The sequence below is a fragment of the Paenibacillus sp. H1-7 genome, assembly GCF_022354825.1.
Classification (GTDB): Bacteria; Bacillota; Bacilli; order Paenibacillales; family NBRC-103111; genus Paenibacillus_S.
This window is the reverse complement of the sequence record NZ_CP031168.1, coordinates 6,470,899-6,494,117: the sequence shown is the minus strand read 5'-3', so window position 1 is coordinate 6,494,117 and position 23,219 is coordinate 6,470,899. Positions and strand designations below refer to the sequence as shown.

19 protein-coding genes are annotated in these 23,219 nt (G+C 52.3%); 13 read left to right on the top strand and 6 right to left on the bottom strand.

The window, feature by feature from the left end; all coding sequences use genetic code 11:
- Positions 1-1,289: 1,289 nt before the first annotated feature.
- Together DVH26_RS28660 and DVH26_RS28655 are read right to left on the bottom strand one after the other, a co-directional pair.
- Entirely contained in the window at positions 1,290-1,589 is a 300-nt protein-coding gene (locus tag DVH26_RS28660) for a hypothetical protein (RefSeq protein WP_239628146.1), read from the bottom strand.
- A 36-nt stretch (positions 1,590-1,625) separates the two neighbouring features.
- Positions 1,626-2,282 carry a phosphatase PAP2 family protein gene (locus DVH26_RS28655; protein WP_239628144.1) on the bottom strand — a complete coding sequence of 219 codons (657 nt, stop codon included), beginning with the start codon at positions 2,280-2,282 and terminating at the stop codon, positions 1,626-1,628.
- A gap of 173 nt (positions 2,283-2,455) precedes the next feature.
- Between DVH26_RS28655 and DVH26_RS28650 the strand changes: the two genes are divergently transcribed.
- The 4 genes from DVH26_RS28650 (at position 2,456) to DVH26_RS28635 (ending at position 7,058) form a co-directional block, all read left to right on the top strand.
- Positions 2,456-3,511 (top strand): SIS domain-containing protein, encoded by a 1,056-nt coding sequence (locus DVH26_RS28650; protein WP_239628142.1) that lies wholly within the window; start codon positions 2,456-2,458, stop codon positions 3,509-3,511.
- A 115-nt stretch (positions 3,512-3,626) separates the two neighbouring features.
- A complete protein-coding gene (fba, locus tag DVH26_RS28645) occupies positions 3,627-4,493 on the top strand; it encodes a class II fructose-1,6-bisphosphate aldolase (RefSeq protein ID WP_239628140.1) in 867 nt (288 codons plus the stop codon).
- A gap of 62 nt (positions 4,494-4,555) precedes the next feature.
- Positions 4,556-5,503, top strand: a complete 948-nt coding sequence (locus DVH26_RS28640; protein ID WP_239628138.1) for a 1-phosphofructokinase family hexose kinase — start codon at positions 4,556-4,558, stop codon at positions 5,501-5,503.
- 166 nt (positions 5,504-5,669) lie between these two features.
- Positions 5,670-7,058 carry a protoporphyrinogen oxidase gene (locus tag DVH26_RS28635; protein WP_239628136.1) on the top strand — a complete coding sequence of 463 codons (1,389 nt, stop codon included), beginning with the start codon at positions 5,670-5,672 and terminating at the stop codon, positions 7,056-7,058.
- A 1,099-nt stretch (positions 7,059-8,157) separates the two neighbouring features.
- Here DVH26_RS28635 and DVH26_RS28630 read toward each other — a convergent pair.
- Complete coding sequence (locus tag DVH26_RS28630) at positions 8,158-9,171, bottom strand: LacI family DNA-binding transcriptional regulator (protein WP_239628134.1); 1,014 nt, start codon at positions 9,169-9,171, stop codon at positions 8,158-8,160.
- 218 nt (positions 9,172-9,389) lie between these two features.
- Between DVH26_RS28630 and DVH26_RS28625 the strand changes: the two genes are divergently transcribed.
- On the top strand, positions 9,390-10,403 hold the full coding sequence (locus DVH26_RS28625; protein WP_239628132.1) for a zinc-binding alcohol dehydrogenase family protein: 1,014 nt from the start codon (positions 9,390-9,392) through the stop codon (positions 10,401-10,403).
- Between the two features lie 248 nt (positions 10,404-10,651).
- Here DVH26_RS28625 and DVH26_RS28620 read toward each other — a convergent pair whose 3' ends face one another.
- The 3 genes from DVH26_RS28620 to DVH26_RS28610 all read right to left on the bottom strand — a co-directional run bounded on the left by DVH26_RS28620 (position 10,652) and on the right by DVH26_RS28610 (position 14,457).
- Positions 10,652-12,064 carry a family 43 glycosylhydrolase gene (locus tag DVH26_RS28620; protein WP_239628130.1) on the bottom strand — a complete coding sequence of 471 codons (1,413 nt, stop codon included), beginning with the start codon at positions 12,062-12,064 and terminating at the stop codon, positions 10,652-10,654.
- A gap of 36 nt (positions 12,065-12,100) precedes the next feature.
- Complete coding sequence (locus tag DVH26_RS28615) at positions 12,101-13,423, bottom strand: ABC transporter substrate-binding protein (RefSeq protein ID WP_239628128.1); 1,323 nt, start codon at positions 13,421-13,423, stop codon at positions 12,101-12,103.
- 188 nt (positions 13,424-13,611) lie between these two features.
- A complete protein-coding gene (locus tag DVH26_RS28610) occupies positions 13,612-14,457 on the bottom strand; it encodes a helix-turn-helix transcriptional regulator (protein ID WP_239628126.1) in 846 nt (281 codons plus the stop codon).
- 419 nt (positions 14,458-14,876) lie between these two features.
- On the opposite strand from DVH26_RS28610, the gene DVH26_RS28605 reads away from it, so the two are divergent.
- The 8 genes from DVH26_RS28605 (at position 14,877) to plsX (ending at position 23,209) form a co-directional block, all read left to right on the top strand.
- Entirely contained in the window at positions 14,877-17,150 is a 2,274-nt protein-coding gene (locus DVH26_RS28605) for a rhamnogalacturonan lyase (RefSeq protein ID WP_481857552.1), read from the top strand.
- A 174-nt stretch (positions 17,151-17,324) separates the two neighbouring features.
- On the top strand, positions 17,325-18,209 hold the full coding sequence (locus DVH26_RS28600) for an alpha/beta hydrolase family protein (protein WP_239628123.1): 885 nt from the start codon (positions 17,325-17,327) through the stop codon (positions 18,207-18,209).
- A gap of 295 nt (positions 18,210-18,504) precedes the next feature.
- Positions 18,505-19,080 (top strand): class I SAM-dependent methyltransferase, encoded by a 576-nt coding sequence (locus DVH26_RS28595; RefSeq protein ID WP_239628121.1) that lies wholly within the window; start codon positions 18,505-18,507, stop codon positions 19,078-19,080.
- 7 nt (positions 19,081-19,087) lie between these two features.
- Positions 19,088-19,696: a DedA family protein gene (locus DVH26_RS28590; protein WP_239628118.1), complete on the top strand. Its 609-nt coding sequence runs from the start codon at positions 19,088-19,090 to the stop codon at positions 19,694-19,696.
- A 33-nt stretch (positions 19,697-19,729) separates the two neighbouring features.
- Entirely contained in the window at positions 19,730-20,362 is a 633-nt protein-coding gene (locus DVH26_RS28585) for a hypothetical protein (RefSeq protein WP_239628116.1), read from the top strand.
- A gap of 78 nt (positions 20,363-20,440) precedes the next feature.
- Positions 20,441-21,595, top strand: coding sequence for a serine hydrolase domain-containing protein (locus DVH26_RS28580; protein WP_239628114.1), 1,155 nt, complete (start codon positions 20,441-20,443; stop codon positions 21,593-21,595).
- A gap of 80 nt (positions 21,596-21,675) precedes the next feature.
- Entirely contained in the window at positions 21,676-22,194 is a 519-nt protein-coding gene (locus tag DVH26_RS28575; RefSeq protein WP_239628112.1) for a DUF6886 family protein, read from the top strand.
- A gap of 1 nt (position 22,195) precedes the next feature.
- A complete protein-coding gene (gene plsX / locus DVH26_RS28570) occupies positions 22,196-23,209 on the top strand; it encodes a phosphate acyltransferase PlsX (protein ID WP_239628109.1) in 1,014 nt (337 codons plus the stop codon).
- Positions 23,210-23,219: the final 10 nt, after the last annotated feature.

Here is a 23,219-nt window from a genome sequence, read left to right as displayed (position 1 = left end):
TAAGCCCGTAACCCCGTAACCCCGTAAGCCCGTAACCCCGTAACCCCGTAACCCCGTAAGCCCGTAACCCCGTAACCCCGTAAGCCCGTAACCCCGTAACCCCGTAAGCCCGTAACCCCGTAACCCCGTAACCCCGTAACCCCGTAAGCCCGTAAGCCCGTAACCCCGTAAGCCCGTAAGCCCGTAAGCCCGTAACCCCGTAAGCCCGTAAGCCCGTAACCCCGTAAGCCCGTAACCCCGTAAGCCCGTAAGCCCGTAAGCCCGTAAGCCCGTAACCCCGTAAGCCCGTAAGCCCGTAACTCCGTAACCCCCGTAACCCCCGAACCCCGAACCCCGTAACCCCCGTAACCCCCGTAACCCCCGTAACCCCCGAACCCCCGAACCCCCGAACCCCCGAACCCCCGAACCCCCGAACCCCCGTAAACCCCTGAAACCTCAGAAACCCCCGTAACCCCCGAACCCCGGGTGTCCCCTCCAGTAACCTTGGGTAACTAATCACTTGGAGTTGATAAATACATAGGCTCCTATTGGAGGAGTATGTTACAGCAGCAACAGATGATTCTTGATAGTTTACAGCAGTAACCGGGATTAAGATGCCGAACGGGTTGCCCTGACCATCCTGCGGACCGTAGATCCGCTATTTCGCATATTTAGGGTGAAATACACGGGCTATCGGACACAGGATCCCTTATTTGCCCTTTTTGAGGAGAAATCAGAGGAATTTGCAGCAAATAGCGGATTCTCTGTCCGATAGGTGCGGCAAATGGTGTGATTTTACCACAATAGCGGATTCTGTGTCCGATACGTACAGCAAGCAGGGGAGTGGATCTAGCTCAGCAATGCTACACAGCCCGATTGCGAACATAAATGTTGCGGATACGCTCAATAATCACCACTTTCCAGTAGGGTATATCGAAATGGAGTGAATCTGGCGTGGTAATGGCATTGAGTCCGATTGGTTCGGAAATAGGCGAGGATTAGCTCAAATCTGCTCGATAGGTGCAATAGACGGGGGAGTGAATCTAGCGCAGAATCGTTACTTAGTCCGATAGGTATGTAAATGTTGCTGATACGCTTAATTGTGGCTACTGCACGAATAGCTTGGCGAATGGTGCAATTTGGCTCACTAGCAACCTCTCCGCAGTATCCATCAATCCCTTTCAATGGTGATTGACAAATCAACCTTAGCTGGCCCGTAGGCCGGCTTTTTTCGCCGCCAAAGCAAAAGAAAAAGGGAGCTCTCCGTACAGACACATTCCCATCCGGAGGCTCCCTTTATTCAATTGCTGTTACATACGGAATCGATCCAGCTGCTCTTGAAGTCCTTCCTTGAGCAAAATTTCCTTTTGCTTGGGGCCGATCAGATCAAAGTGCGGGAACTCGGAGCGGTGATGGATATATTCGGGGTTCAGCCCGTTGTCGATGCACCATTGACGCAATACGTTCAGGTTGGAGCAGCCGACCTTCGTGACGGTGTTGCTGCCGGGGAAGCGGGGCTCGTACCAATAATGGGTTAAAAAAGCGATTTCTCCGCGCGCAACCTTGCTTTTCCATTCGTTTAGCTCCTGACGCGCAATGCCAAATGCCATCCGGCTCACACCTCTTAATAGTTAGTTGCCACTGTTTTAAACCAGTTGTTCCTGCGTGCGCCGGACCATATAGGTTTGAAAATACCAAATCGAAATCGTGATCAAGCATCCGCTTGCCAGGAACCCTCCGATTACATCGCTAGGGTAATGCACTCCTAAATAAATACGGCTTAGACCAATGGAGACGATCATCCCTGCACTGAACAAAAGCAGCACGATACGGCCCCATTTGGACGGGAGGTGCTTCCATATAAGAAATGCCAGAATGCCGTAAAAAGTGAAAGCCGCCATGGAATGGCCGCTCGGGAAGCTGTAACCGGTAGCCTCGGCAATGCGGTTGATGGTGGGACGGGTGCGCTGGAACGCCAGCTTGAGCGATTCGTTCAGCAGCCAAGAAGTCAGCAGAACTCCGAGAAAAAAGATCAATTCCCGCCGATAGCCGTATCGTCTATAGAGCATATAAGCGACGAGCAGAGCTAGTACCGTTGCAGGTATGCCTGCGCCGATATAGCTGAATATTCGCATGATGTAAGTAAGCACAGGCGAATGGGTGCCTTGAATAATGGATATCCATGTGCTGTCGAAAAGGTCGATCCGGCTGTCGCCGATTTGCATGGCTATCCATCCGAAGCCAACCGCACACAGCAGGCTCAAGAACAGAGTGAAGGACAGCTGCTTAAACAATGAGTTCACTTGGGAAAAGCCTCCTGCTCTATCCAATATGGATAAGTATTGGTTCTATTATGCATCATTGGGCATATTTTTGGCGAATTTCTGATCGAAAGTGACATAATCCCGAAATAAATGATTGAAAAAATCAAAAAAATGATTTAAAATTTCATTATTAAGATGAGAGGGGTAATGAAATGACAACTTTCGGTCAATACACGTATCCTGAAATTTCCGCGCAGGCGGAAGCGCTGCAAGCGGCGTGGGATCAACTATCGCAACAGCAGGACTGGATCGACAGCTATTTGCTTAACCCGCAGTTTGATGAAATTATTTTTATCGGTTCCGGCTCCTCCTACTACCAGGCTCTATCGATGGCTTCGACATGCCGGGCTTGGCTGAACAAAAGCGCTGCGGCTTATCCTTCTTCCGAGCTGTTCTTGTTCCGCAATCAGACGGCGCCAGCCCACCGCAATTATTTGGTCATCGGCGTATCCCGTTCGGGCGAATCGACCGAAGTGATTTTGGCTCTCGACTCCGTCAAAGATCTTCCTTACATCACGGTAGCCGGCATAACCTGCTACGAGGACAGCAAGATGGCGCAAATCGCACCTTGTCTTGTGTCTCCATTGGGGAAAGAAAAAAGCACGGTTATGACGAAATCCTTCATGAGCATGACGTTTATGATGCAAGCGGCTATCGCCAAAGCATCCGGCAACGAAAAGCTCGTCAGCGAGATGGAGCAGGTCATCGCACTGGATGCTGCGCTCGTGAAAGCGGCGGATCCTTTTGCAAAATCGTTGATCAACGAGAACTCATTCAATAAGTTCATTTATCTCGGTATGGGCTCGAGCTATGGCATCGCCCTGGAAGCCTGCCTGAAAATCAAGGAAATGTCTTACGTATGGACGGAAGCTTACGGTACGCTGGAATTCCGCCACGGTCCAAAATCGGTTGTCGAGCCTGGAACGCTTGTTGTAGTCATGGTATCGGAGCAAGCCCGTTCCTATGAGCTCAAGGTGGCACAAGAAATGCAGGCGTACGGCGCTTATGTGCTGCTGCTGACGGCAAAAGCAGGCGAAGATACGAAGTTTGCCGACGCGGTTCTAGAGATCGGCGGAGAGACGATTTCCGATGACGCTCGTGCTGTATTGTACTTGCCGACGCTTCAATACCTGGGCTTCTACACTGCATTGAAACGCAACGTCAATCCGGATGAGCCGCGCAACTTGACGCAAGTTGTTATCATCTGATCAATCGGCTGCAGGCAGCATGGCCAGTATGCCAACATGCAAACATGCGACATGCAATCGGAAATAGCATTCATTTAAACGATTCATTACAAAACATCTGCTTGGGGGAAATCATATGCCATTAGTTTCATCTACACCGCTATTGGAAGCGGCAAGGGCAAACGGCTATGGAATCGGAGCTTTTAACGTTCATACATTGGAAATGCTGCAGGCGGTCGTGGAAGCGGCGGAGGAGACGCAATCTCCTCTAATTCTGCAATCCACCGTCGGTACCGTTAAGCATTTGGGCGCCGATTACATAGCGGCAGCCGCCAAAGCCGCCGCTGACCGGTCCAGCGTACCGATTGCTTTGCATCTCGACCATTGCACCGAATTCGATGTGCTCGTACAGTGCATTCGCGCAGGCTACACCTCGGTTATGATCGACGCATCGATGCATCCGTTCGACGAGAACGTAAGACAAACCCGTCGTGTCGTCGAAATCGCGAAAGCGGCCGGCATCAACGTGGAAGCTGAGCTTGGCAAAGTCGGCGGCGTCGAGGATGATATCGTAGTAGCCGAGCACGAAGCGCTCATGGCGGACCCGGATGAATGCGTCCGCTTTATCGAGCTAACAGGAGTGCAGACGCTGGCTCCGGCGATCGGTACGGCTCACGGCATTTATAAGGGAGAGCCGAACATCGATTTTGACCGCATCCAGCGCATTGCGCAAAAGGTTCCTGTACCGCTCGTGCTTCACGGCGGATCGGGCATCCCGGAAGAGCAGGTGAAGCGCTGCGTCGCTCTCGGTATGGCGAAAATGAACATTGCAACGGAAATCCGAATCGTCTTCTCCGACGCGATCAAAGGCGTTTTCGCACAGCATCCGGACGAGAACGACCCGCGCAAATATATGATTCCGGCGAAAAAAGCGGTCAAGGCAGCGGCCATCGAGAAAATGCGTATGGTAGGCTGCATCGGCAAAGCGAACGACTGGCGTTAAACGGCTTCACACGATGCCGAAGCCAGCATGGCTTTACAAAGCTTTTGTAGGAGAGAATTCAAATGATAACTACAGTCACGCTCAATGCGGCGATCGATAAAACGTATTATTTGCCCTCGTTTCCGCTCGGCCGCGTATCCCGTGTCCATCGTATGTATGCCGAGCCGGGAGGCAAAGGAATCAATGTGGCCAGGGTGATCAGCCTGCTCGGCTATCCGGTGACCGCAACCGGTTTTCTCGGCGGCCACAACGGCGATTGGATCCGCACTACGCTCGACCGGCAGGGGATAGCGCACGATTTTGCAGCTATAGAGGGCGAATCCAGGCTGTGCCTGAATATGATAGACGAATCGAACGGCGTTTCGACGGAAGTTCTGGAGCCGGGACCTGTGGTATCAGAGCAGGCGATGGAGAAGCTGGCGGCAACGGTAGAGCGGCTCGCCGCCCGCTCGCAGATCGTCTGCTTCAGCGGCAGCCTGCCGGGCGGCGTTCCGGTGAGCTATTATGCCGAATTGATCGGCATCGTGAAGAAGGCGGGAGCCATCGCTTTTCTCGATACGAGCGGAGAGGCGCTGCGCAGCGGCGTGAAGGGAAATCCGTATTTCATCAAGCCGAATGAGGATGAAATCGTTCAGCTGCTCGGTGCGAAATTCGACGCGGATTCTTCCGCCGCCAAGCAATCGCTCCAAGAGCAGCTCGCCAAGCTTCACGAGCAGGGCATTCCGGCGGTCAGCGTATCATTGGGCGCGCAAGGCTCGCTGTGCTCGTTCGAAGGCAGCGTGTACCGCGCCGTTGCGCCGCGTATCGATGCGGTCAACACGGTCGGCTGCGGGGATGCTTACGTGGCCGGTATGGCCATCGGAACCGCCCGTGAGCTTCCTGCACTGGAACGCATCGCATACGCGACAGCCGTCGGCACCGCTAATGCATTGACGGACAAAGCGGGATACGTGAAAAGCGGCGATGTGCAGCGTCTCCTCGGCGAGGTAGCGGTCGAACGGTTGAATTGAGCTTCATTTTCTATGCGGCATGATTTCGGCTTTAACATAGTGACACAAAAATGTAACACAAAAAGGGTGCTGATGTGATTTCAGTATCCTTTTTGTTTTGTCCGGGAGTGTTATACTAATAAAAAACGATTCGATCCAACATATCGATAATTGAGGTGTAACTACTTTGAAAACAGTCGTAGTCATTGGCGGGGGCATAACCGGATTATCTGCGCTTTACTATTTGCACAAACAGATCAAGGCCGACAACAAAAACGTACGCTGTATCCTGATCGAGGCCAGCGATTCATTGGGCGGCAAAATCGATACGGTCCACGAGGGGCCTTTTATTATGGAAGCCGGAGCCGATTCGATCGTGACCCGCAAAACCAACGTAGCTCCATTGCTGGAGGAGCTTGGCTTGCAGGACGAGGTCGTATATAATGCGACGGGCAAATCGTTTATTTACGCCGACGGCGAGCTGAAGCCCATTCCGGACGATACGGTGTTCGGCATTCCTCTTAGCGTGGAATCGCTGGCGAAGAGCAATCTGGTGTCGGCGGAGGGCAAGGTCGAGGCTTTGAAGGATTTTTATACGGTGAATGAAACCTTTACGAAGAACGATTCCATAGGCGCATTTCTGGAGAGCTTCCTCGGCAAAGAGCTGGTGGAAAAGCAAATTTCTCCCGTTCTCTCAGGCGTCTACTCCGGTCAACTGAACGAGCTGACGATTGCTTCCACGCTGCCTTATTTACTGGACTACAAGAACGAGTACGGCAGTATCATCCAGGGATTGTCGGCGAACAAGAAGAAGTTCCAGAGCTCCGGCGGCAAAAAGTTCATGTCGTTCAAAAACGGAGTGTCCTGCCTCGTCGATACAATGGAGGAACGGCTGACTGATGCGGAGATTCGCAAGGGGGTCAAAGCCGAGAAGATCGAGAAGGCGCAGGACGGCGTTTACCGGATTACCCTTGCGAACTCGGATGTGATAGAGGCGGATTACATCGTGCTCAGTACGCTTCATACGGGTGCGCAAGCTCTACTGCAGTCGAAAGAGCTGGATGAGGATTTCAGCGGGCTCAAAAACAGCTCGCTCATCAGCGTATACCTGGGCTTCGATATTCCCGACCATCTGCTTCCCAAAGACGGAACCGGCTTCATCACGGCGGACAACGACCATTTGATATGCAACGCTTGTACGTGGACGAGCCGCAAATGGGATCATACTTCCGCTAACCGTCAGTTGTTAGTGCGGCTGTTTTATAAAAGTTCGGGCGCTTCCTACGAGACCTTGCAGAAGATGTCGGAGAACGAGCTGCTTGAGGTCGGCTTGAAGGATATTGAAAAAAGTCTCGGCATTACCGGCAAGCCGGTTACCTTCAATGTAACCAAATGGCATGAAACGATGCCGAACTATCATATTAAGCATCCCGAAATCGTGAAGTCGCTTGAGACGAAGATGGATGCGTTATTTCCTCATGTTTTGCTGGCCGGCTGCTCGTACTACGGCGTCGGAATTCCGGATTGCATAGCCAACGGGGAAGCTGCTGCTCTGAAGATTGCGGAGTGGCTGTAGCGGTTAATAGCATACGGGGTATCTCTATAAAAGCAAGCTGCACATCATGCGTTGCAACTCTGCGAGGCGATTGGTCGGATTCCGCTAGGGTACCCATACGGCCGCGACGCGTATTGGCTATCGATGCCCCGAGCTGACTCATTTTTGAGTGCTTGCTGAGGTGCTCGGCGATCTGCAGAGCCTAGCGAAGTTGGCATGTGGTATTTTGTCATTTCTAGAGCTCATCAAAATAAACATCTAGAACGGAAAACGTAAGTTCGGCCAGCCTTATTAAGGAGAATGGACTCGATGTAGGCGTGGGGCCGGATAGTTTGACATAGTCGAAACAGCTTGCTGTGCCGGTTCTGCTGCTGGTCTTGAGATGATTGCGTGCAATCGCATGATGATGTTCTGGCGTGCCATAGCTTCGTTCTAACAGAAATTTTGAGTTGAGCGGCATCATTAAGGGGAACGGACTCCGTGTAAGCGTGGGACCGGGTATTCTGACATAGTCGATACAGATTGTTATCGGGACGCGTTATGATCGACGAGTATCTCGCAGTCCTGATCTCTCAGGAACTTAGCGATCGAGCAGCATCTATAGTGGGGATCGGACACAGCGTACGCTATTTGGCGAAAAACCGGGCAAATGGCTGACCTATCGGACCGTAGATACCTTATTCGCTGAAAAAGTAATGCTTTTGGCTTGAAAACAGGCTAATAGCGGATCGTATGTCCGAAAACATGCCGAATATCGCTTCCTTTGGCGGAATAACGGATCTACGGTCCGAAAGAGTTACTGGAACTAAACGATTTCACAACGGGGATGTCCGGCTCGCAGCCCGGATCAAGTACAGCACGCACCGTCCCTGTTTTCAAAAACTTGCAGCTAGAAAGCGCAATGAAGTTTTGTGAAAACGACAGCGGCTAGGGTGGGTTACCTCACCAGGGTACACAGCAGCATTTACATTCTCGACAGTCTCTCGATACTTATCTTGACTGGCAGACCGCTTACAGCAAGCGGTTTTTTTTATTGAAACCATTTTGGGCGGTTAAGGTGCAGAAATTAGCCGCGGCAGGCAGGGCGCCTTCATTGCCTCGGAACCCACTAGGACTGAAGCTACTCCGTCCGCTGCGTCGATTTGCGTACGATGAGCCGGGAGGGGAGCATCACCTTGCGGTTAGCTGCCGGAGCCGTCCCTTCCATCCGTTCGATCAGCATTTGCATGCCGATATATCCCATATCGTATGCGGGCTGTGCGGCGACGGTCAGAAACGGATTATAATCCGGGATCGGCTCCGGATCGTCGAAGCAGGCGACCGCGATATCGTCGGGAACGCGCAGGTTCAGCTCACGCAGTGCGCGAAGCGTATTGATGCCGATAAAGTTGTTCGCCGCTACAATCGCAGTTGGCCGCTCCTCCGGAGTCAGACTCATCAAGCGCTGCACGATATCCGGAAAGTTATCCTGACGGAAGTGCGATTCAATGACAAGATGAGGGCGTACTTCGATGCCGTTCAAGACAAGCGCGTCCTCGAAGGCTTGCTGCCGTTCCCGCGCGTTCGAAACGGATGAAGGGCCGTTAATAAGCGCAATTTGCTTATGCCCTTGCTCGGCCAGATGGGCGACGAGCTTGCGCGTAGTCTCCGCGTTATCGCCCATGACCAGATCCGCCTCGATCCCCTCCACATACCGGTCGACGAAGACGAACGGGACTTTCCTTTTGGCCAGCTTGCGCAGGTTCGTATGGGAAAGGTCTCCTGCCGGAGCGATAAGCACGCCGTCCACATGAGTTGACAGAAGCATGTCAATGTAGCGGGATTCCTTCTCCGTCTGTTCGTCCGAGTTCCCAAGCAGCAGCTGATAGCCTGATTGAAGCGCCTTGTCTTCGGCTCCGCGGGCTATCGTAGTGAAGAAGGGGTTGGAAATATCGGAAATGACGAGGGAAACGAGCTTCGTTTTTTTGGAGGTCAGACTGCGGGCTTGCTTGTTCGGTATGTAGTCCAGCTCTTGGATGATTTGTTCGACCTTCTTGCGTGTGGTCTCGCTGATCGAAGGCGAATTGTTAATGACCCGTGATACGGTCATCGGCGATACGTTTGCTTTTTTGGCTATATCATAAATGGTTACCATTTCATAATCCTCTCAATTCACTATGATGTGCTGAAATAATGCTCAGAGATGCACTGCGTATGCCGCAAACATGAAAACAAACACAGAATATTTTCAACCGTTCCATGGATTGACGAACGGCAAAGGGAGTGTTATCGTATTGTTATCGGTAACATTAAGGTATCATAACTACATAGCGATAAGCAAGGCACGAATCGAGAGAAAAGAGGGAACCGTTCATGAAAGCGATTGTATGTGAAGAGCCCAACCGTTTTGAAATGAAAGAGACGGACATGCCTAAGGCAGCCGCTGGAGAAGCTTTGGTGCGCATTCGCCGCATCGGCATTTGTGGCACGGATTTACACGCCTATCGGGGCAACCAGCCCTATTTCGAATACCCTCGCATTTTAGGGCACGAGCTTGCGGGAGAAATCGTCGAGATCGGTTCGAACGCGAACGGCTTGAAGGCAGGAGATATGGTGACGATCATGCCGTACATCGAATGCGGCCAGTGCATCGCCTGCCGCAGCGGCAAAACGAACTGCTGCACGAAGATGAGCGTCCTGGGCGTTCATCAGGACGGCGGGATGCGGGAGTATATGACCGTGCCAGCCGACCACCTACTCTCAACCGAAGGCTTGACGTTCGACCAGACGGCGATCGTCGAATGCTACAGCATCGGCGCTCACGCGGTCCGCAGAGCCGCGATAGAGCAGGGGGAATTCGCGCTTGTCATCGGCGCGGGGCCCATCGGGCTTGGCGTTATGAAATTCGCCAAGCTGGCCGGAGCGAAGGTCATTGCATTGGATATCAACGACGAGCGGCTCGAGTTTTGCAAGCAGTGGGCGCCTGCGGACTTCACTGTAAACGCCAAGAAGGATCCCGTTCAAGAGATCGAGGCGATTACCGGAGGCGATTTCCCGACGGTTGTCCTCGATGCTACGGGCAATGCCAAATCGATGGAAAGCGCTCTGCGCTATGTGGCTCATGGAGGCCGGCTCGTCTATGTCGGTTTGGTCAAGTCCGATATTGCGTTCAGCGATCCGGAGTTCCATAAGCGCGAGATGAGCATCGTCAGCAGCCGGAATGCCACCCGTGTCGACTTCGAGCACGTGATCCGGAGCATCCGGGACGGGCATATCGATACAAGGTCGTTCATCACGCATCGTGTGGGCTTCGACGACATGATCGGTGAATACGAATCGTGGCTGAAGCCCGAGACCGGCGTCATCAAAGCCGTTGTTGAGCTGTAGCGGACAAGTATCTGTGCTGCGGAGCGGTCAGTCAAACCCCTACGAAGCTCCAACCGGGCTGTTCTCTCCCTTTCAGTGTCTCAATTGATGAAATATGATTTCACAAATTAGATGACAAGGTACTTCGATTCTTACTCTGAGCAGAACGAACAAAACCTCCCGACCGCTTTCACAATGAAAGTGGTCGGGAGGTTTCTTTATCGTTCAATGAGATATAACGGCATCGTCAACAAGCTCTACGATGCTTGCTATTCCTCGCCAGCGCCGGCAGCTCCGTAATGGGGGACGAACAAAAACCGCTGTCCCGGTCCGGGGGTACCGTCCTCGCTCAACTCCAGTAAGCGTGGCTTGCCTTCATGCTCCCGGCTTAAGGTCAGAGCCTGGCCGGAATCCCGGTTCGTCAAGACGAACCAGCCTTCCTTGGCTTCTGCCTTCATGCCCCATTGCTGCGAGCTCCGGTCAGAGCGATCCGAGAGCGCTATGCTCACAGCTTCGACCGCACCATCAGCTTTCATTGGCTCCATATATCGTCCGCATGCTTTATTCCGGATTCGGACGATTCGCTCCTCCTGCCCCGCATCCATGTCCGGCTCCAGCAGCCACAGCTGCTCCTCCGAGGTGTAATTGAGCGTCTGTGCCATTAGCGCACCGTACGAATCCGGCGCCAAATACCGGTGTGAGCCGGTGCGTATTCTCCACACACCACTGTCCTTGGAGGCGGTAGCAATTGTGCCTTTACCGGCATCGATGTGTACTGTATCCGCCCAATACAGCCTCATGGTCGTATCGGTCGGAAACTCGAGTGGAAGCACCACGTAAGAGGATTGATGATAGTTCGACGGATACCAACGGTCGCCCACATACAGATAGCTGGTGGCGGCGCTTCCCTGCAGAGGGAGAATATACGTCGGCTGCGTATCGTAAGTCGTCGGACTGCCCAAGTCGTACAGCTCGGACCACGAGTCCGTAAGGCTATGGGTATAAGCGTATTTGCCCTGATTCGGTTCCCAGCCCGTGCAGCCGGATGTCACCATAAAGTAGACCCCGTTGCGCTTCACGACAGCCGGCGCCTCCCGATACTGGCCCGGCCACAGCGTGCGTACCTGCTCGTCGATGGTCAAATAGTCGCTGCTCAGACGGTACATGTGCAAATCCGCATTTTCTCTTGCCGCCGAAATAAAGTAGGCCGTACCGTCATCGTCGACGAAGAGGGTGCAATCCCGCGACATCGCACCGACCGGATTGAAGCTGCCATGATATACATAGTCGCCGTCTATCGTGTCGCAGGTAGCGACGGCGCATCGAGCCGCCGAGTAATCTTTGCCGTTCTCCCAATGCATCCACATGACGTATTTGCTTGTCTTGGCATTGTAAATGACCTTCGGCCTCTCGATATTGGCGCCTCTTCCGGTATCCGGATCGGTTACCAGCTCGGGAGAGGTGCGCATGTCTATAGGCTCGAACGGGGAATCCAGTGTGAGCACATCCCCCCGGAACTCCCAATGAGTCAAGTCGGTGGAGCGGTAGCACGATACCCGCTTGCGTCCTTCCCGGTTTTCGCCGAACCAATATATATACGGACCCGATTGCAGCATGCCTCCGCCGTGAGCGTGAATCGGCAGGCCGGACAGATCCTTCCATAACATCGCGTTTCTTACCATAAGATGTTTCCCTCCGATATCTCTCTTTGTAGTCGGTTACTTGCCGGAGGCTCCGTCAATTTGTCTTATATGATTTTGGAGCCCTTCATCGGCCATACGAAGCGTCGTATTGACATCCTGCTCGTTTTTCAAATATTTGGTCACTTGCTCGCTGAGGATTTTTCCTGCATCCGGGTATTTGCTCGTTGCCGTGTAGGCGGGGATGTAGGTGCCTTTGAAAATCGCATCCAGGTTCTTTCCTTGCAGAACCGGCATATCTGCGCCCAGCTCGCGACGTATGCCGTTATCCTTCAGCACGGACAGCTTGCCGGATGCACGGGTCAATTTCTTCTGAATTTCGTCCGAGGTCAAAATTTCAATCACCTTGAACGCCTCGTCCTTATGCTTGCTCGTCTTGCTGACGAAGGCGACATGCTCGTCGACCATGCCCGCCTGATTCGGTTTGTCCGGATAGCTCGGATATTGAGCGATATCCCAGTTCAAGCCTTTGGCTGCGTCGCCGGCAAGCAGATTAAAGTTGTTGCCGGTAGCGAACATCGCCAGATTGCGGTCTTTCATGAACTGGTTGCGCTGGTGTACGTTCGGCACAGGCTCGTTGTAAGGAATCGCTTCTATTGTTTTGGCCAGCTCAAGAATGCTCTTCCATTGTCCGTCACCAAGGTTCGATTTGCCGTCTTTCACCGAAGGCAGGGCAATTTGCAGCGCCAGCTTGCCATAACCGTCGGTTTCCAGCCCGCGGTACCTTATCCCTTGCTCCTCGCGGCTTACGCGCTTGGCGAGCTCGATCGTCTGATCCCAGGTCATGCCGTCCTTCGGATAGTCCACCCCGAATTTATCGAAGATGTCCTTGTTGTAATAAATGACATTGAAGTTCGCATCGTAGGGGAGGGCGACGAGGCCTCCATTTTTGTCATAGCCGCGTATCGTATCCAGGTAGGTCGGCTGGAACCGGCCCAAGTCTACGCTGTGCTTTTTGATCAGCGGCGTCATGTCCTCGACCAGACCCAGCTCCTGGTAGTCCGGAATGAGGTTGACCCAGGTGGCGACGATGTCGGGAACGGTACCTGCGGCGATCATCTCTTTAATGTTTTCCCCTTTGAGCATTTCGATCTGAATATGCGGATATCGTTTTTGCAACGGCTCCACAATCAATGATTTGAAATCGGCGTCGTTAATTTCAGACCATTTTTGGGCCATCAGCAGCTTGACAGGCTCTTCCTGTTTGGCTGGAGCTAAGGCAGAATTACCCAAATCCGTGCTTGGGCCGGTCGCTTGCGGAGCGTCTCCTTTCCCGCACCCTGCTGCTGCGGTTAAGCTCATTAAGACTGCTGCGGCAGCTGCCAAAAAACGCATGTTCATTGTACAGTCCCCCTCGTTTAAGCGTTAGCCTGTTTGAAATTTGTAAGCGGTTTAGTAGTATCGTATCATTGCCCTTCACCCTGCAACAATGAAAAAAAGAATGCGAAAATATCAATTTTGCACACAGCTGATGTCAAACCGAAAAAAGAGAGCCCGAAGGACTCTCTGGCTAAGCCGGTCCATTGCTTTTAAGACAAGGCTCCCGACCTGTATTTGAATGGCGTCGTTCCGACGTTGTCGCGAAAAAATTTGCAAAAGTAAGCGGATGACGAGAACATCAGCGTCTCCGATATATCCTCGACCGACAAGCTCGTTTCCTGCAGCAGCTTCTTCGCTTTTTCCACCCGGACCTTGGTCAAGTAATGCTTGGGCGACATCCCGTACACCTGCTTAAAGCAATTCGTAATATGGTTGCGGTGCACATGCAGCCGTTCGGACAATTCGGATATTCGCAGCGTTTCCGAGCCTCCGTATGTCTCCAGCAAATAAGCGACCTCGGTAGCAATCAAATATTTGGAATTCGAAGCGACGGACACGTTGTTGCCTTCGGGAATCACGATCTTTTCCAGCAGGAAGGCGAGAAACTGCATCATCATCGACTGCAGGATCATTTTTTTCGTAAAAGCAAGCTCGTCGTCATCCTTAAATAGCTGAATAAGCCGGTTCATCCAATGGCGGATTTCCTCGCGAATTTCGGGCGGCTGCTGTGCGCTGACGATCGGTTTGCCGAGCCTGTGGAACAAGGAATGCACCTCGCGGGGCTCAACGTCAAAATGAAAGTTGAAAAACCGGCTCTCCTCGTGCGCTTCGGGATAATGAAGATCGCCCGTATTGATCATGATAAAATCGCCTGCGTGCAGCCGGTATTCCACGCCATTGACCCATTCGCTCATCAGCCCGGACTCGATATACAAGATTTCCAACAACGGATGCTTATGATTGGGATAGACGGAGCCCTTCTCGGCATTTTTGTACAGAACGTTCCACACGTGAAAGGAAGTAAAAAAACCGGGGAAGAAAAAATGATCCTTCATGATCCAGCCCGCCTTTTGGAAAATAGTCATTGTCAGTAGCGTACCATAAAGGCAATGCGGAGGTAAACGTTTTCAAAATTTGCAAAAAAGTACAACCCCTTTTTTCACCCAATTACAAAAAAATACAAACGAATAAAAAATATGCAATTGTTGCCTGGAGCAAAATCCTTTATGGTGGGGGAGGTATTCCGCATACCGAATTCTCCTGAAGCTTGTGAGAATGGAAGCAAGCACCGTGGGAGCGTAATGCATCCAGTAAGTATTCAGAAAGGAGGAAAGTTGATTTTAGTTCGGCTTGAACGGAGCTGCACCGTAGTTTTGGAACCGCATACATGCCGGGAAGCAGGAATGAGCAGGACATAAAGATTTGCTCGTGGACCATGCAAAGGTCAATTCAATGAACTCGTCAGGAGGCTGAAATGATGTTCGACAAGATTAACCGTAAGGTAAGAAAAACAAGCGGGATTCTGCTAAGCTCCTTACTGATCGCTGCAGCAGGAATACCGCTGCAGGCTGCTGCCGAAGCGGGCAGCGCAATCTCTGCGGGTGCGTCACCCGTCAAGCGGCAAATGGAATTGCTGGACCGCGGTCTGGTCGCCGTCAAGGTGGAGCAGGGCGTATTCGTCAGCTGGCGCCTGCTAGGCAACGAACCCGACTCCATAGCGTTTAATTTGTACCGTAACGGCGTTAAGGTAAATGCGGCGCCGATTACGAAAAGCACCAATTATGCGGATACGGAAGGCACCGCAAATTCGGTGTACTCGGTCCGTGCCGTTCTGAACGGTAAAGAGCAGCCTGCCTCGGAGCAGGTGAACGTGTGGGGAACGAACTATCTCTCCGTTCCTCTGCAAAAGCCGGCTGATGGCACGAATCCGGACGGTTCCGTCTTTACTTACAGCGCGAACGATGCGAGCGCGGGCGATCTTGACGGCGACGGACAATATGAGATCGTGCTGAAGTGGGACCCGTCCAACTCCAAGGATAATTCGCAGGACGGCGTTACCGGCGAAGTGTTTGTCGATGCTTACAAGCTGGACGGTACGATGCTGTGGAGGATTGCACTCGGCAAAAATATTCGTGCCGGCGCCCACTATACGCAATTTATGGTTTACGATCTGGACGGGGACGGCAAGTCGGAGGTCGCGTTTAAGACCGCGGACGGCACGACCGACGGAACGGGCGCCGTTATCGGCGATCCTCAGGCGGATTACCGCGATTTAACGGGCAGCCGTCCGGGACGCGTATTGTCCGGTCCCGAGTATTTGACCGTCTTCGAAGGGAAGACAGGCAAGGCTCTTGCAACGGTCGATTACGATCCTCCTCGCGGAACGGTGACGAGCTGGGGCGACAATTACGGCAACCGCGTAGACCGTTTCCTGGCTACGGTTGCTTATTTGGACGGGGAAAGACCGAGCCTTGTCATGGCACGAGGCTACTATACGCGGACGGTGCTCGCTGCCTACAACTGGCGGGACGGACAGCTGAGCAAGGTGTGGACCTTCGACAGCAATACCGCAGGCAATGAGGCTTACGCCGGACAAGGGAACCATAACTTGACCGCAGCGGATGTGGACGGCGACGGCAAGGACGAAATCGTGTACGGTGCAATGACGGTCGACGACAACGGCACCGGGCTGTACAATACGCGATTGGGTCATGGCGACGCGCTGCATGTCGGGGATTTGGACCCGGATCGTCCGGGCCTTGAAGTATTCAAGGTCAATGAAGACAAAAATTCCCCGTATGGCGCGGCCATGTGGGATGCTGCAGACGGAACCGTGCTGTGGGGCGTACCTACGGGCAAGGATACGGGCAGGGGCATGGCTGCGGACATCGACCCGAATTACAAGGGCGAGGAAGCGTGGGCATCGACCGGGGTCGGCCTGTATTCCAGCCAAGGGGTCAAGATCAGCTCGTCCACTCCGTCCATTAACTTCGGCATATGGTGGGACGGCGATTTGCAGCGCGAGCTGCTGGACAACAACCGGATTGACAAATGGGACTACGTCAATTTCAAATCCGTGAACGTGCTGACCGCGGAGGAAGCTGCCTCGAACAACAGCACGAAGGCGAATCCGGCATTGACAGCCGACCTGTTCGGCGACTGGAGGGAAGAAGCCGTATGGAGAACGATCGACAGCTCCGCGCTTCATATCTATACTACGACGGCGGTAACGAACCACCGCATTTATACGCTCATGCATGACCCTGTATACCGAATGGGCGTCGCGTGGCAAAACGTCGCGTACAACCAGCCGCCGCATACAAGCTTCTATCTGGGCGAAGGCATGACCGCTCCACAGGCTCCGAATATGTACGTGATCGTTCCGGCGGAGGTGAAGCTGTCTCCGAGCACACTGAATTTGAAAAGCAACGGCGGAGCCAACTCCATGACGGTATCCATTAAGCTGCCTGAAGGCTATGCGGCTTCCGTCGACGCCTCTACCGTACAGATGAGCGTTTACGGCGGCAAAGTGGTCAAGGCACAAGCCGAGTCAGGTAAAAATGCCGGTAAGGACGAGGGTCAAGACGGGCTTGCAGGCAAGGGAAGCGAAAGCACAGTCAAGTTCGATCGAGCTGAGGTTATCGCTTCACTGCAGGGCCGGCAGGGAGAAGTAGAAGTTCTAGTGACCGGCAAGCTGAAGAACGGCAACGCCTTCAGCGGAGTCGACAAGCTGAGAGTCATTCATTAATAGGATCATAATAAACAGGGCAGTCCGCCATCTCTTCATTTATGAAGGGAAGGAAGGGCTGCCCTCCGCATTGTTGGCAATCGGAAAGGCCGATATGGTATGCTAGTAATATTCCGATTGATTTCAAAATTTTGCTAAGCAATCCACGGTTAATGGAATAGAGGGGGAAGTCTGTTGGATCGGCATTCCGTTGTTCAAGAGTCTTTTGTGTTGGACGCAGGTTGTTTGGATTCGGGAGCACCGCTGTTCGTTCGCGGTGATATCCGTGTTTGCAACACCAATGGCAGCGGTGCCGGCGGAGATGGGACGAGACCGGTGCTGCTCATCAGCCACGGGTTTAAAGGCTTCAAGGACTGGGGGTTTTTCCCATATGCCGCTTCGCGTTTTGCAGAGGAGGGCTATTATACGGTAACGTATAATTTCTCCTGCAACGGCGTAGGAGAGAGCGATTTCGACGAACTGGACAAGTTCGGCCTCAATACGTTCTCCCGCGAGCAAGCCGATCTTAAGCTTGTCCTGCGGAGGCTGCTGGATAAGCAGCTGCCGTTCGCCGAGCAGGCCGATACGAACAGGATCTATTTGGTCGGTCACAGCTGGGGAGGCGCAGGCGGCATCGTATTTGCGGCCGAGCATCCTGAGATCCGCGCCCTCGTCACCTGGAACGGCAGTGCTTGGGCGGATTTGTTCGACGCTGCGTTCAAAGTGCAGGTGGAGCAGGACGGCGTCGGGTATGTGGCGAACGCCAGAACGAAGCAGGAGATGCCCATCCGCGCCAGCTTTTTCGAGGATTTGGAACGCAACGGGGAGCGATACAATATCGTCAAGCGGCTTGCGGAGCTGGCCATTCCCGTGCTTCAGGTACAGGGCGATCAAGATTCCCCGCGGCTTAGAGCGGGCTTCGAGGCATTGCGCGAAGGCGCGCCGCAGCATCCTATTGCAGTGATTGAGGGCGGTACCCATACCTTCGGAGCGGTCCATCCGTTTCAGGGCACAACGCCTCATTTGGAGGAAGCGCTGCTGGCTACACTGCAATTTTTGAACAAGCAGGCCGGGCGATAGGAGGCATCCATTACTTGGCTTAGGCTGAGGTTTCCCGATTCATTCAATAGACGACTACTGCCCGGGAGACCTTACCTTTCTACTATACCCCCCAACATGAAGGCGGCTCTTTCGAATAATATAAACAGTAATCGCTTACAAAATTACAAAATATGCTACAATGGATTCATTATTCATCCACCTAGCCTTAGGTCTAGTAAAATACCGGGCTGCGGACTGTTGAAGTTACGATCCAAAATTTGTATTCTATTAGTATAAGATTACAAGAATACCCAATTAGGGAGAGGCTCGTGAAATGATAAACATTAGCTCAATCGTTCAAGAGAAATTCCAGTTTCTTCATAAATTCATCCAGTCTCCCAAAGATGTGGGAAGCATAACACCAAGCTCCAAATATTTGGCCAGGGCCATGACCCGGTATATTCCTTGGGAATACATAGATTCCGTTGCCGAATTGGGCGCGGGGACCGGTGCGATTACCGAGTATATCCATGCGGCGGCAAGACCGCAAACGCGAGTGCTGTTGTTCGAGAAGGAGGACAGCTTGCGCAAAGGTCTGGCTGAGCGTTATCCCGGAATGGGCTGCTATTCCAATGCATGTCAAATCCGCAATGCGATTCAGACCGAAGGTATTGCACAGCTCGACGCGATTATAAGCGGGCTTCCGTTCTTCAATTTTCCGCAGCAGATCCGCGACGAAATCATCAATGAGATTATGTACTCCCTGAAGCCCGGCGGCTTGTTCGTCGCCTTTCAGTATTCTCTGCAAATGAAGCAGCAGTTAAGCGAATACTTCGATATTGAAACCATTCAATTCGTCCCCTTCAATCTGCCGCCTGCCTTTGTCTACATTTGCCGCAAAAGAGGGTGATCCGTTCATGACCTACGATATGCTGCTCACCATGATCGGCCAGTACGGTTATGCGGCTCTATTTTTTGCGCTGTGGCTCGGCATTGTCGGTATGCCTATACCCGATGAAGTCATTGTAATGACAGGCGGAGCCGCAACCTCCAGCGGATTGCTTCATGTCGTTCCCGCATTTATCCTGACGTATCTCGGCGTCATCTCCGGCTTGTCGCTCGGTTACTTCCTGGGCCGTTATATCGGAACACCGGTGCTTGAGAAATTAAAGCGCAAGAAAAACATGGAGAAATATATTCAGATTTCGGAAAATCTCGTCGATAAGTACGGCAATATGGCGCTGGTCATCAGCTACTTTTTTCCCGTCGTCAGACACATCACTCCTTATATCGTCGGCGTTAATAAAATGTCGTTCCGCCGTTACGCCCTCATTTCATACTCCATCGGTTTTGTTTGGACATTGTTGTTTTTCGCTGCAGGCCGTTTGGCGGGCGATCATGTGGAGAAGGTCGGTCTGCTCGTTTATCAATACGGTCTCAAGCTGTTATGGGTGCCATTCGTTCTCGCCGCAGTCTGGTTCGGCGCCAAAATGATGATGAGAAGAAAACGTTCGCATCCCGGTTAGTCTTCCTTGGAGCACTTGTTGAAGGAGTACGGTGTGAAAAAGAATTGGATAGCCGCGATGGTGTTCGCTTTCCTGCTGATCGCCTCTCCCGGGCTGTGCCGCGGTTGCAGCTGCGCTTATGAGAAAGACCCGTTAAAAGCGTTGGATATGGCGGGGGTTGTCTTTGCCGGACAAGTGCTCGATATCCGCCAAAATGTTCATGAGGACCGGAAAAAAGGTGAAATCTACGATCATCGGTATGTCGTACGGTTTCAAGTTCAGCAGTCGTGGAAAGGAACAGACCAAACCGAGTTCGTAGTGATGACTAGCGCAGGCGGCGATACCGCTTGCGGTTTTGATTTTCAGCTTGGAGAAAGCTATCTCGTATATGCTTACCAAACAAATAACGCGAATGCGGTGGAATGGCATACCTCGACTTGCTCACGAACCAAATTGCTTGCAGCGGCCTCTGACGACCTGGCCAAGCTGCCTTCGGGGCACACGCCTACGCAGCAAACGGATTTATCCGATCAAATGAAAGCATACCAAACCAGTTATCAAATGTTCCAGGCCCGGATGATTTATTACGGGTACATTCGTCCCTTTAGATTGTATATCGCTGCTGCTTTTATCATGGCGCTTCTCGGCGGGCTGTTCATGATATTTAGGAGACGGAAGAAGAGTTGATCTTTTTGATTGCGCATATGGATATTTATGGTATTATTAGTGTTTGCAGGTAAAATGAATTCGCCGAGGTGGTTGGATATGGGTCTACGGTATGGTCATCCTCATGAAGCAGGGATGTGCGAGACGCGAATCGCCAAATTGGAAGCATTGCAGCAGGATTGGGTGGATCGCGGAGTTTCACCGATTATCGTTTCTTTGATAGCCCGCAAAGGTATCATCGTCTCGCATAAGCTTTATGTTGATCCGGAGTACGACAAGACGTACGGTCCGATGAAGCTGGATACGATTTTTCAACTGGCCTCGATATCCAAGCCGGTTACGGCAACCGGCATCATGGTGCTGGCGGAGGAAGGGAAAGTTGCGGTTGCATTGCCCGTGCAGGATTACATACCTGAATTTGCCGGCGAGAAAAAAGAAAACGTTCTCATTCATCATCTGCTCACACATACTTCCGGAATTGACGAGAACAATATCTGGAGTTCGATTTCGAGCGGCGAAGCGGGAATCGATATGGACCGGTGTCCCGACAATCAGCAGCCGGACATCTACAAATATGTAACGGCAGGGTACCAAGCGCCGTTGTCCTTTTTTCCGGGAACCGAGATGAACTACTGCGGCTACGGCTTTACCCTGCTTACGGAAGTTATCCGCCGTGTAACCGGGCGAAGCTTCCAGGATTTTATGGCGGAGCGCATCTTTCAGCCGTTAGGGATGAAGGATACGACCTTCATCGTGCCGCCTGACCAATATCCGCGAGTGGCGAAGCACCCGCCGAATGCGCCGTTTCCGCGCTTCGCCGAATACGAGAACTTGACCAAGCCGTGGGGCGGAAGCGGACTTTGCTCTACCGCTTACGATATGGCGGTCTTTTGCCAGACGTTTCTTAATCAAGGACTCTACGATGATTTTCGTCTCTTAAGCAAGCTTGGCGTGCAAAAAATGACAATGAATCAAGTGCCGGGCGTCTCTTCGCGACTCGGGGACGAGTTTTTCAAGGAAGCGAGCTGGGGATATGGCTGGAACGTCAGCGGCACGAAGCAGGATTATACTGGAACGCTAAGATCCGAGAGAACGTTCTCGCATTCCGGGAGAGGGAATACCCAGATTATGGTCGATCCCGATAACGAGCTTATTGCGATTAATTTTCAAGTAACGATGAAGCGAATCAATAACCGTCCTTATCATAATTTTGAATATTTTAACGACGCCGCTTTGTCTGCGATAGTGGAGTAAGGAATGTAGACCAGACTGTGTATATGCAGCCTGGTCTTCCCGTTTTTAAGCTTGCTATGACGAAGGAGTGGTTCTAAAGCATGCGGCTGTATCATTTCAGTGAAGATCCCGATATTGCGTTGTTCGAGCCGAGAACGCTGGACTACCGGCAAGAGGAGCCGGCCATGGTATGGGCCATAGATGAGTTTCATGCCCCACATTATTATTTCCCGAGAAATTGTCCGCGGGTATGTCTATGGCCTGAAGAATCAACTTCGGAAGCCGATAAGGAAAGGTTCTTCGGCCATTCCGCTGTACAGCGAATTATTGCGGTGGAATCGGATTGGCTGGAGCGGATCCGGGAGACGAAGCTGTACCGGTATGTTTTCGAAGAGGAAGGCTTTGCGGAGTATGATATCAATGCAGGCTACTATACCAGCTTGCAGACCGTAAACCCCGTTGCTGTGGAGCCAATAGGGGACTTGCTCCAACAGCTGTCGTTGACGGGAATCGAGCTTCGGATAACCCCATCATTAATGCCCTTGCGTGCGGCAATTCTTGAATCTACAGTCAATTTCTCGATGATTCGGATGAAATACGCCAAGCAAGGAGGCGCTTAAGATGAGAATCGCAATCGACGCGATGGGCGGCGATTCGGCTCCGGAATGCAATGTGAAAGGGGCGCTGATGGCGGCAAAAGCGTGGAAGGACGATGACATTGTTCTTATTGGGGACTTGAACCGAATGAAACCCTGGCTAAGCGAAGACCTTCCGAATGTACATCTGGTGCACGCATCCGAGACGATCGCAGGTGATGATGAGCCTGTACAGTCCGTTCGCCGCAAAAAGGATTCCTCCCTCGTGGTCGCCGGACGGATGGTCCGTGACGGGGAAGCAGACGCTATGGTATCCGCTGGAAACACGGGTGCATTAGTTGCAATGGGGCTCTTCGTTATCGGCAGAATCAAAGGCATTGAGCGGCCTGCATTGGCACAGCTGCTGCCTACGATGAGTGGAGGGCATGTATTGGTTCTGGATTTAGGGGCTATTATGGACCCGACTCCCGCTCAGCTGCTGCAATATGCATGGATGGGACATGTCTACATGTCCAAAGTATTGGGCATCGATAACCCCCGCATCGGATTGTTAAATGTAGGCGCGGAGCCGAAAAAAGGCAACGAACTCGTTAAAACTGCGTATACCTTGTTACAAGAGCAGCACTTTTCGTTTGTGGGTAATGTAGAATCAAGAGATGTTCTGAATAGCGTTTGCGATGTGCTTGTTTGCGATGCATTCAGCGGCAATATTTTGTTGAAGTCGTTTGAAGGTGCTCTTGGTGCGATAACGTCTCATTTGAAAGAGGAGTTTACCCGGTCTGCCCTTACCAAACTGGCGGCCTCTATAATAAGACCCGGTTTGACAAGATTCATGAAAAGCATGGATTATAGACAATATGGCGGCGCCCCTTTGTTCGGTATCGACGGCGTATGCATCAAAAGCCATGGCTCGTCTAACGCCGACGCCATCAAACACGCGGTCTCGACAGCTAGAAGCACCGTAATGAGCGGGATGGTAGGGCGGATAGCTTCTGAAATCAGCGCCGTACCCTCTTTGCCAAAGCAAACTACTCTGTAACGGGAGGTCA

Bases quoted from the DNA above. Each gene is read 5' to 3' on its own strand.
- DVH26_RS28660 (WP_239628146.1), bottom strand. From the start codon at position 1,589: ATGGCATTTGGCATTGCGCGTCAGGAGCTAAACGAATGGAAAAGCAAG.
- DVH26_RS28650 (WP_239628142.1), top strand. From the start codon at position 2,456: ATGACAACTTTCGGTCAATACACGTATCCTGAAATTTCCGCGCAGGCG.
- fba (WP_239628140.1), top strand. From the start codon at position 3,627: ATGCCATTAGTTTCATCTACACCGCTATTGGAAGCGGCAAGGGCAAAC.
- DVH26_RS28640 (WP_239628138.1), top strand. From the start codon at position 4,556: ATGATAACTACAGTCACGCTCAATGCGGCGATCGATAAAACGTATTAT.
- DVH26_RS28630 (WP_239628134.1), bottom strand. From the start codon at position 9,171: ATGGTAACCATTTATGATATAGCCAAAAAAGCAAACGTATCGCCGATG.
- DVH26_RS28625 (WP_239628132.1), top strand. From the start codon at position 9,390: ATGAAAGCGATTGTATGTGAAGAGCCCAACCGTTTTGAAATGAAAGAG.
- DVH26_RS28620 (WP_239628130.1), bottom strand. From the start codon at position 12,064: ATGGTAAGAAACGCGATGTTATGGAAGGATCTGTCCGGCCTGCCGATT.
- DVH26_RS28615 (WP_239628128.1), bottom strand. From the start codon at position 13,423: ATGAACATGCGTTTTTTGGCAGCTGCCGCAGCAGTCTTAATGAGCTTA.
- DVH26_RS28610 (WP_239628126.1), bottom strand. From the start codon at position 14,457: ATGAAGGATCATTTTTTCTTCCCCGGTTTTTTTACTTCCTTTCACGTG.
- DVH26_RS28605 (WP_481857552.1), top strand. From the start codon at position 14,877: ATGATGTTCGACAAGATTAACCGTAAGGTAAGAAAAACAAGCGGGATT.
- DVH26_RS28595 (WP_239628121.1), top strand. From the start codon at position 18,505: ATGATAAACATTAGCTCAATCGTTCAAGAGAAATTCCAGTTTCTTCAT.
- DVH26_RS28590 (WP_239628118.1), top strand. From the start codon at position 19,088: ATGACCTACGATATGCTGCTCACCATGATCGGCCAGTACGGTTATGCG.
- DVH26_RS28580 (WP_239628114.1), top strand. From the start codon at position 20,441: ATGGGTCTACGGTATGGTCATCCTCATGAAGCAGGGATGTGCGAGACG.
- DVH26_RS28575 (WP_239628112.1), top strand. From the start codon at position 21,676: ATGCGGCTGTATCATTTCAGTGAAGATCCCGATATTGCGTTGTTCGAG.
- plsX (WP_239628109.1), top strand. From the start codon at position 22,196: ATGAGAATCGCAATCGACGCGATGGGCGGCGATTCGGCTCCGGAATGC.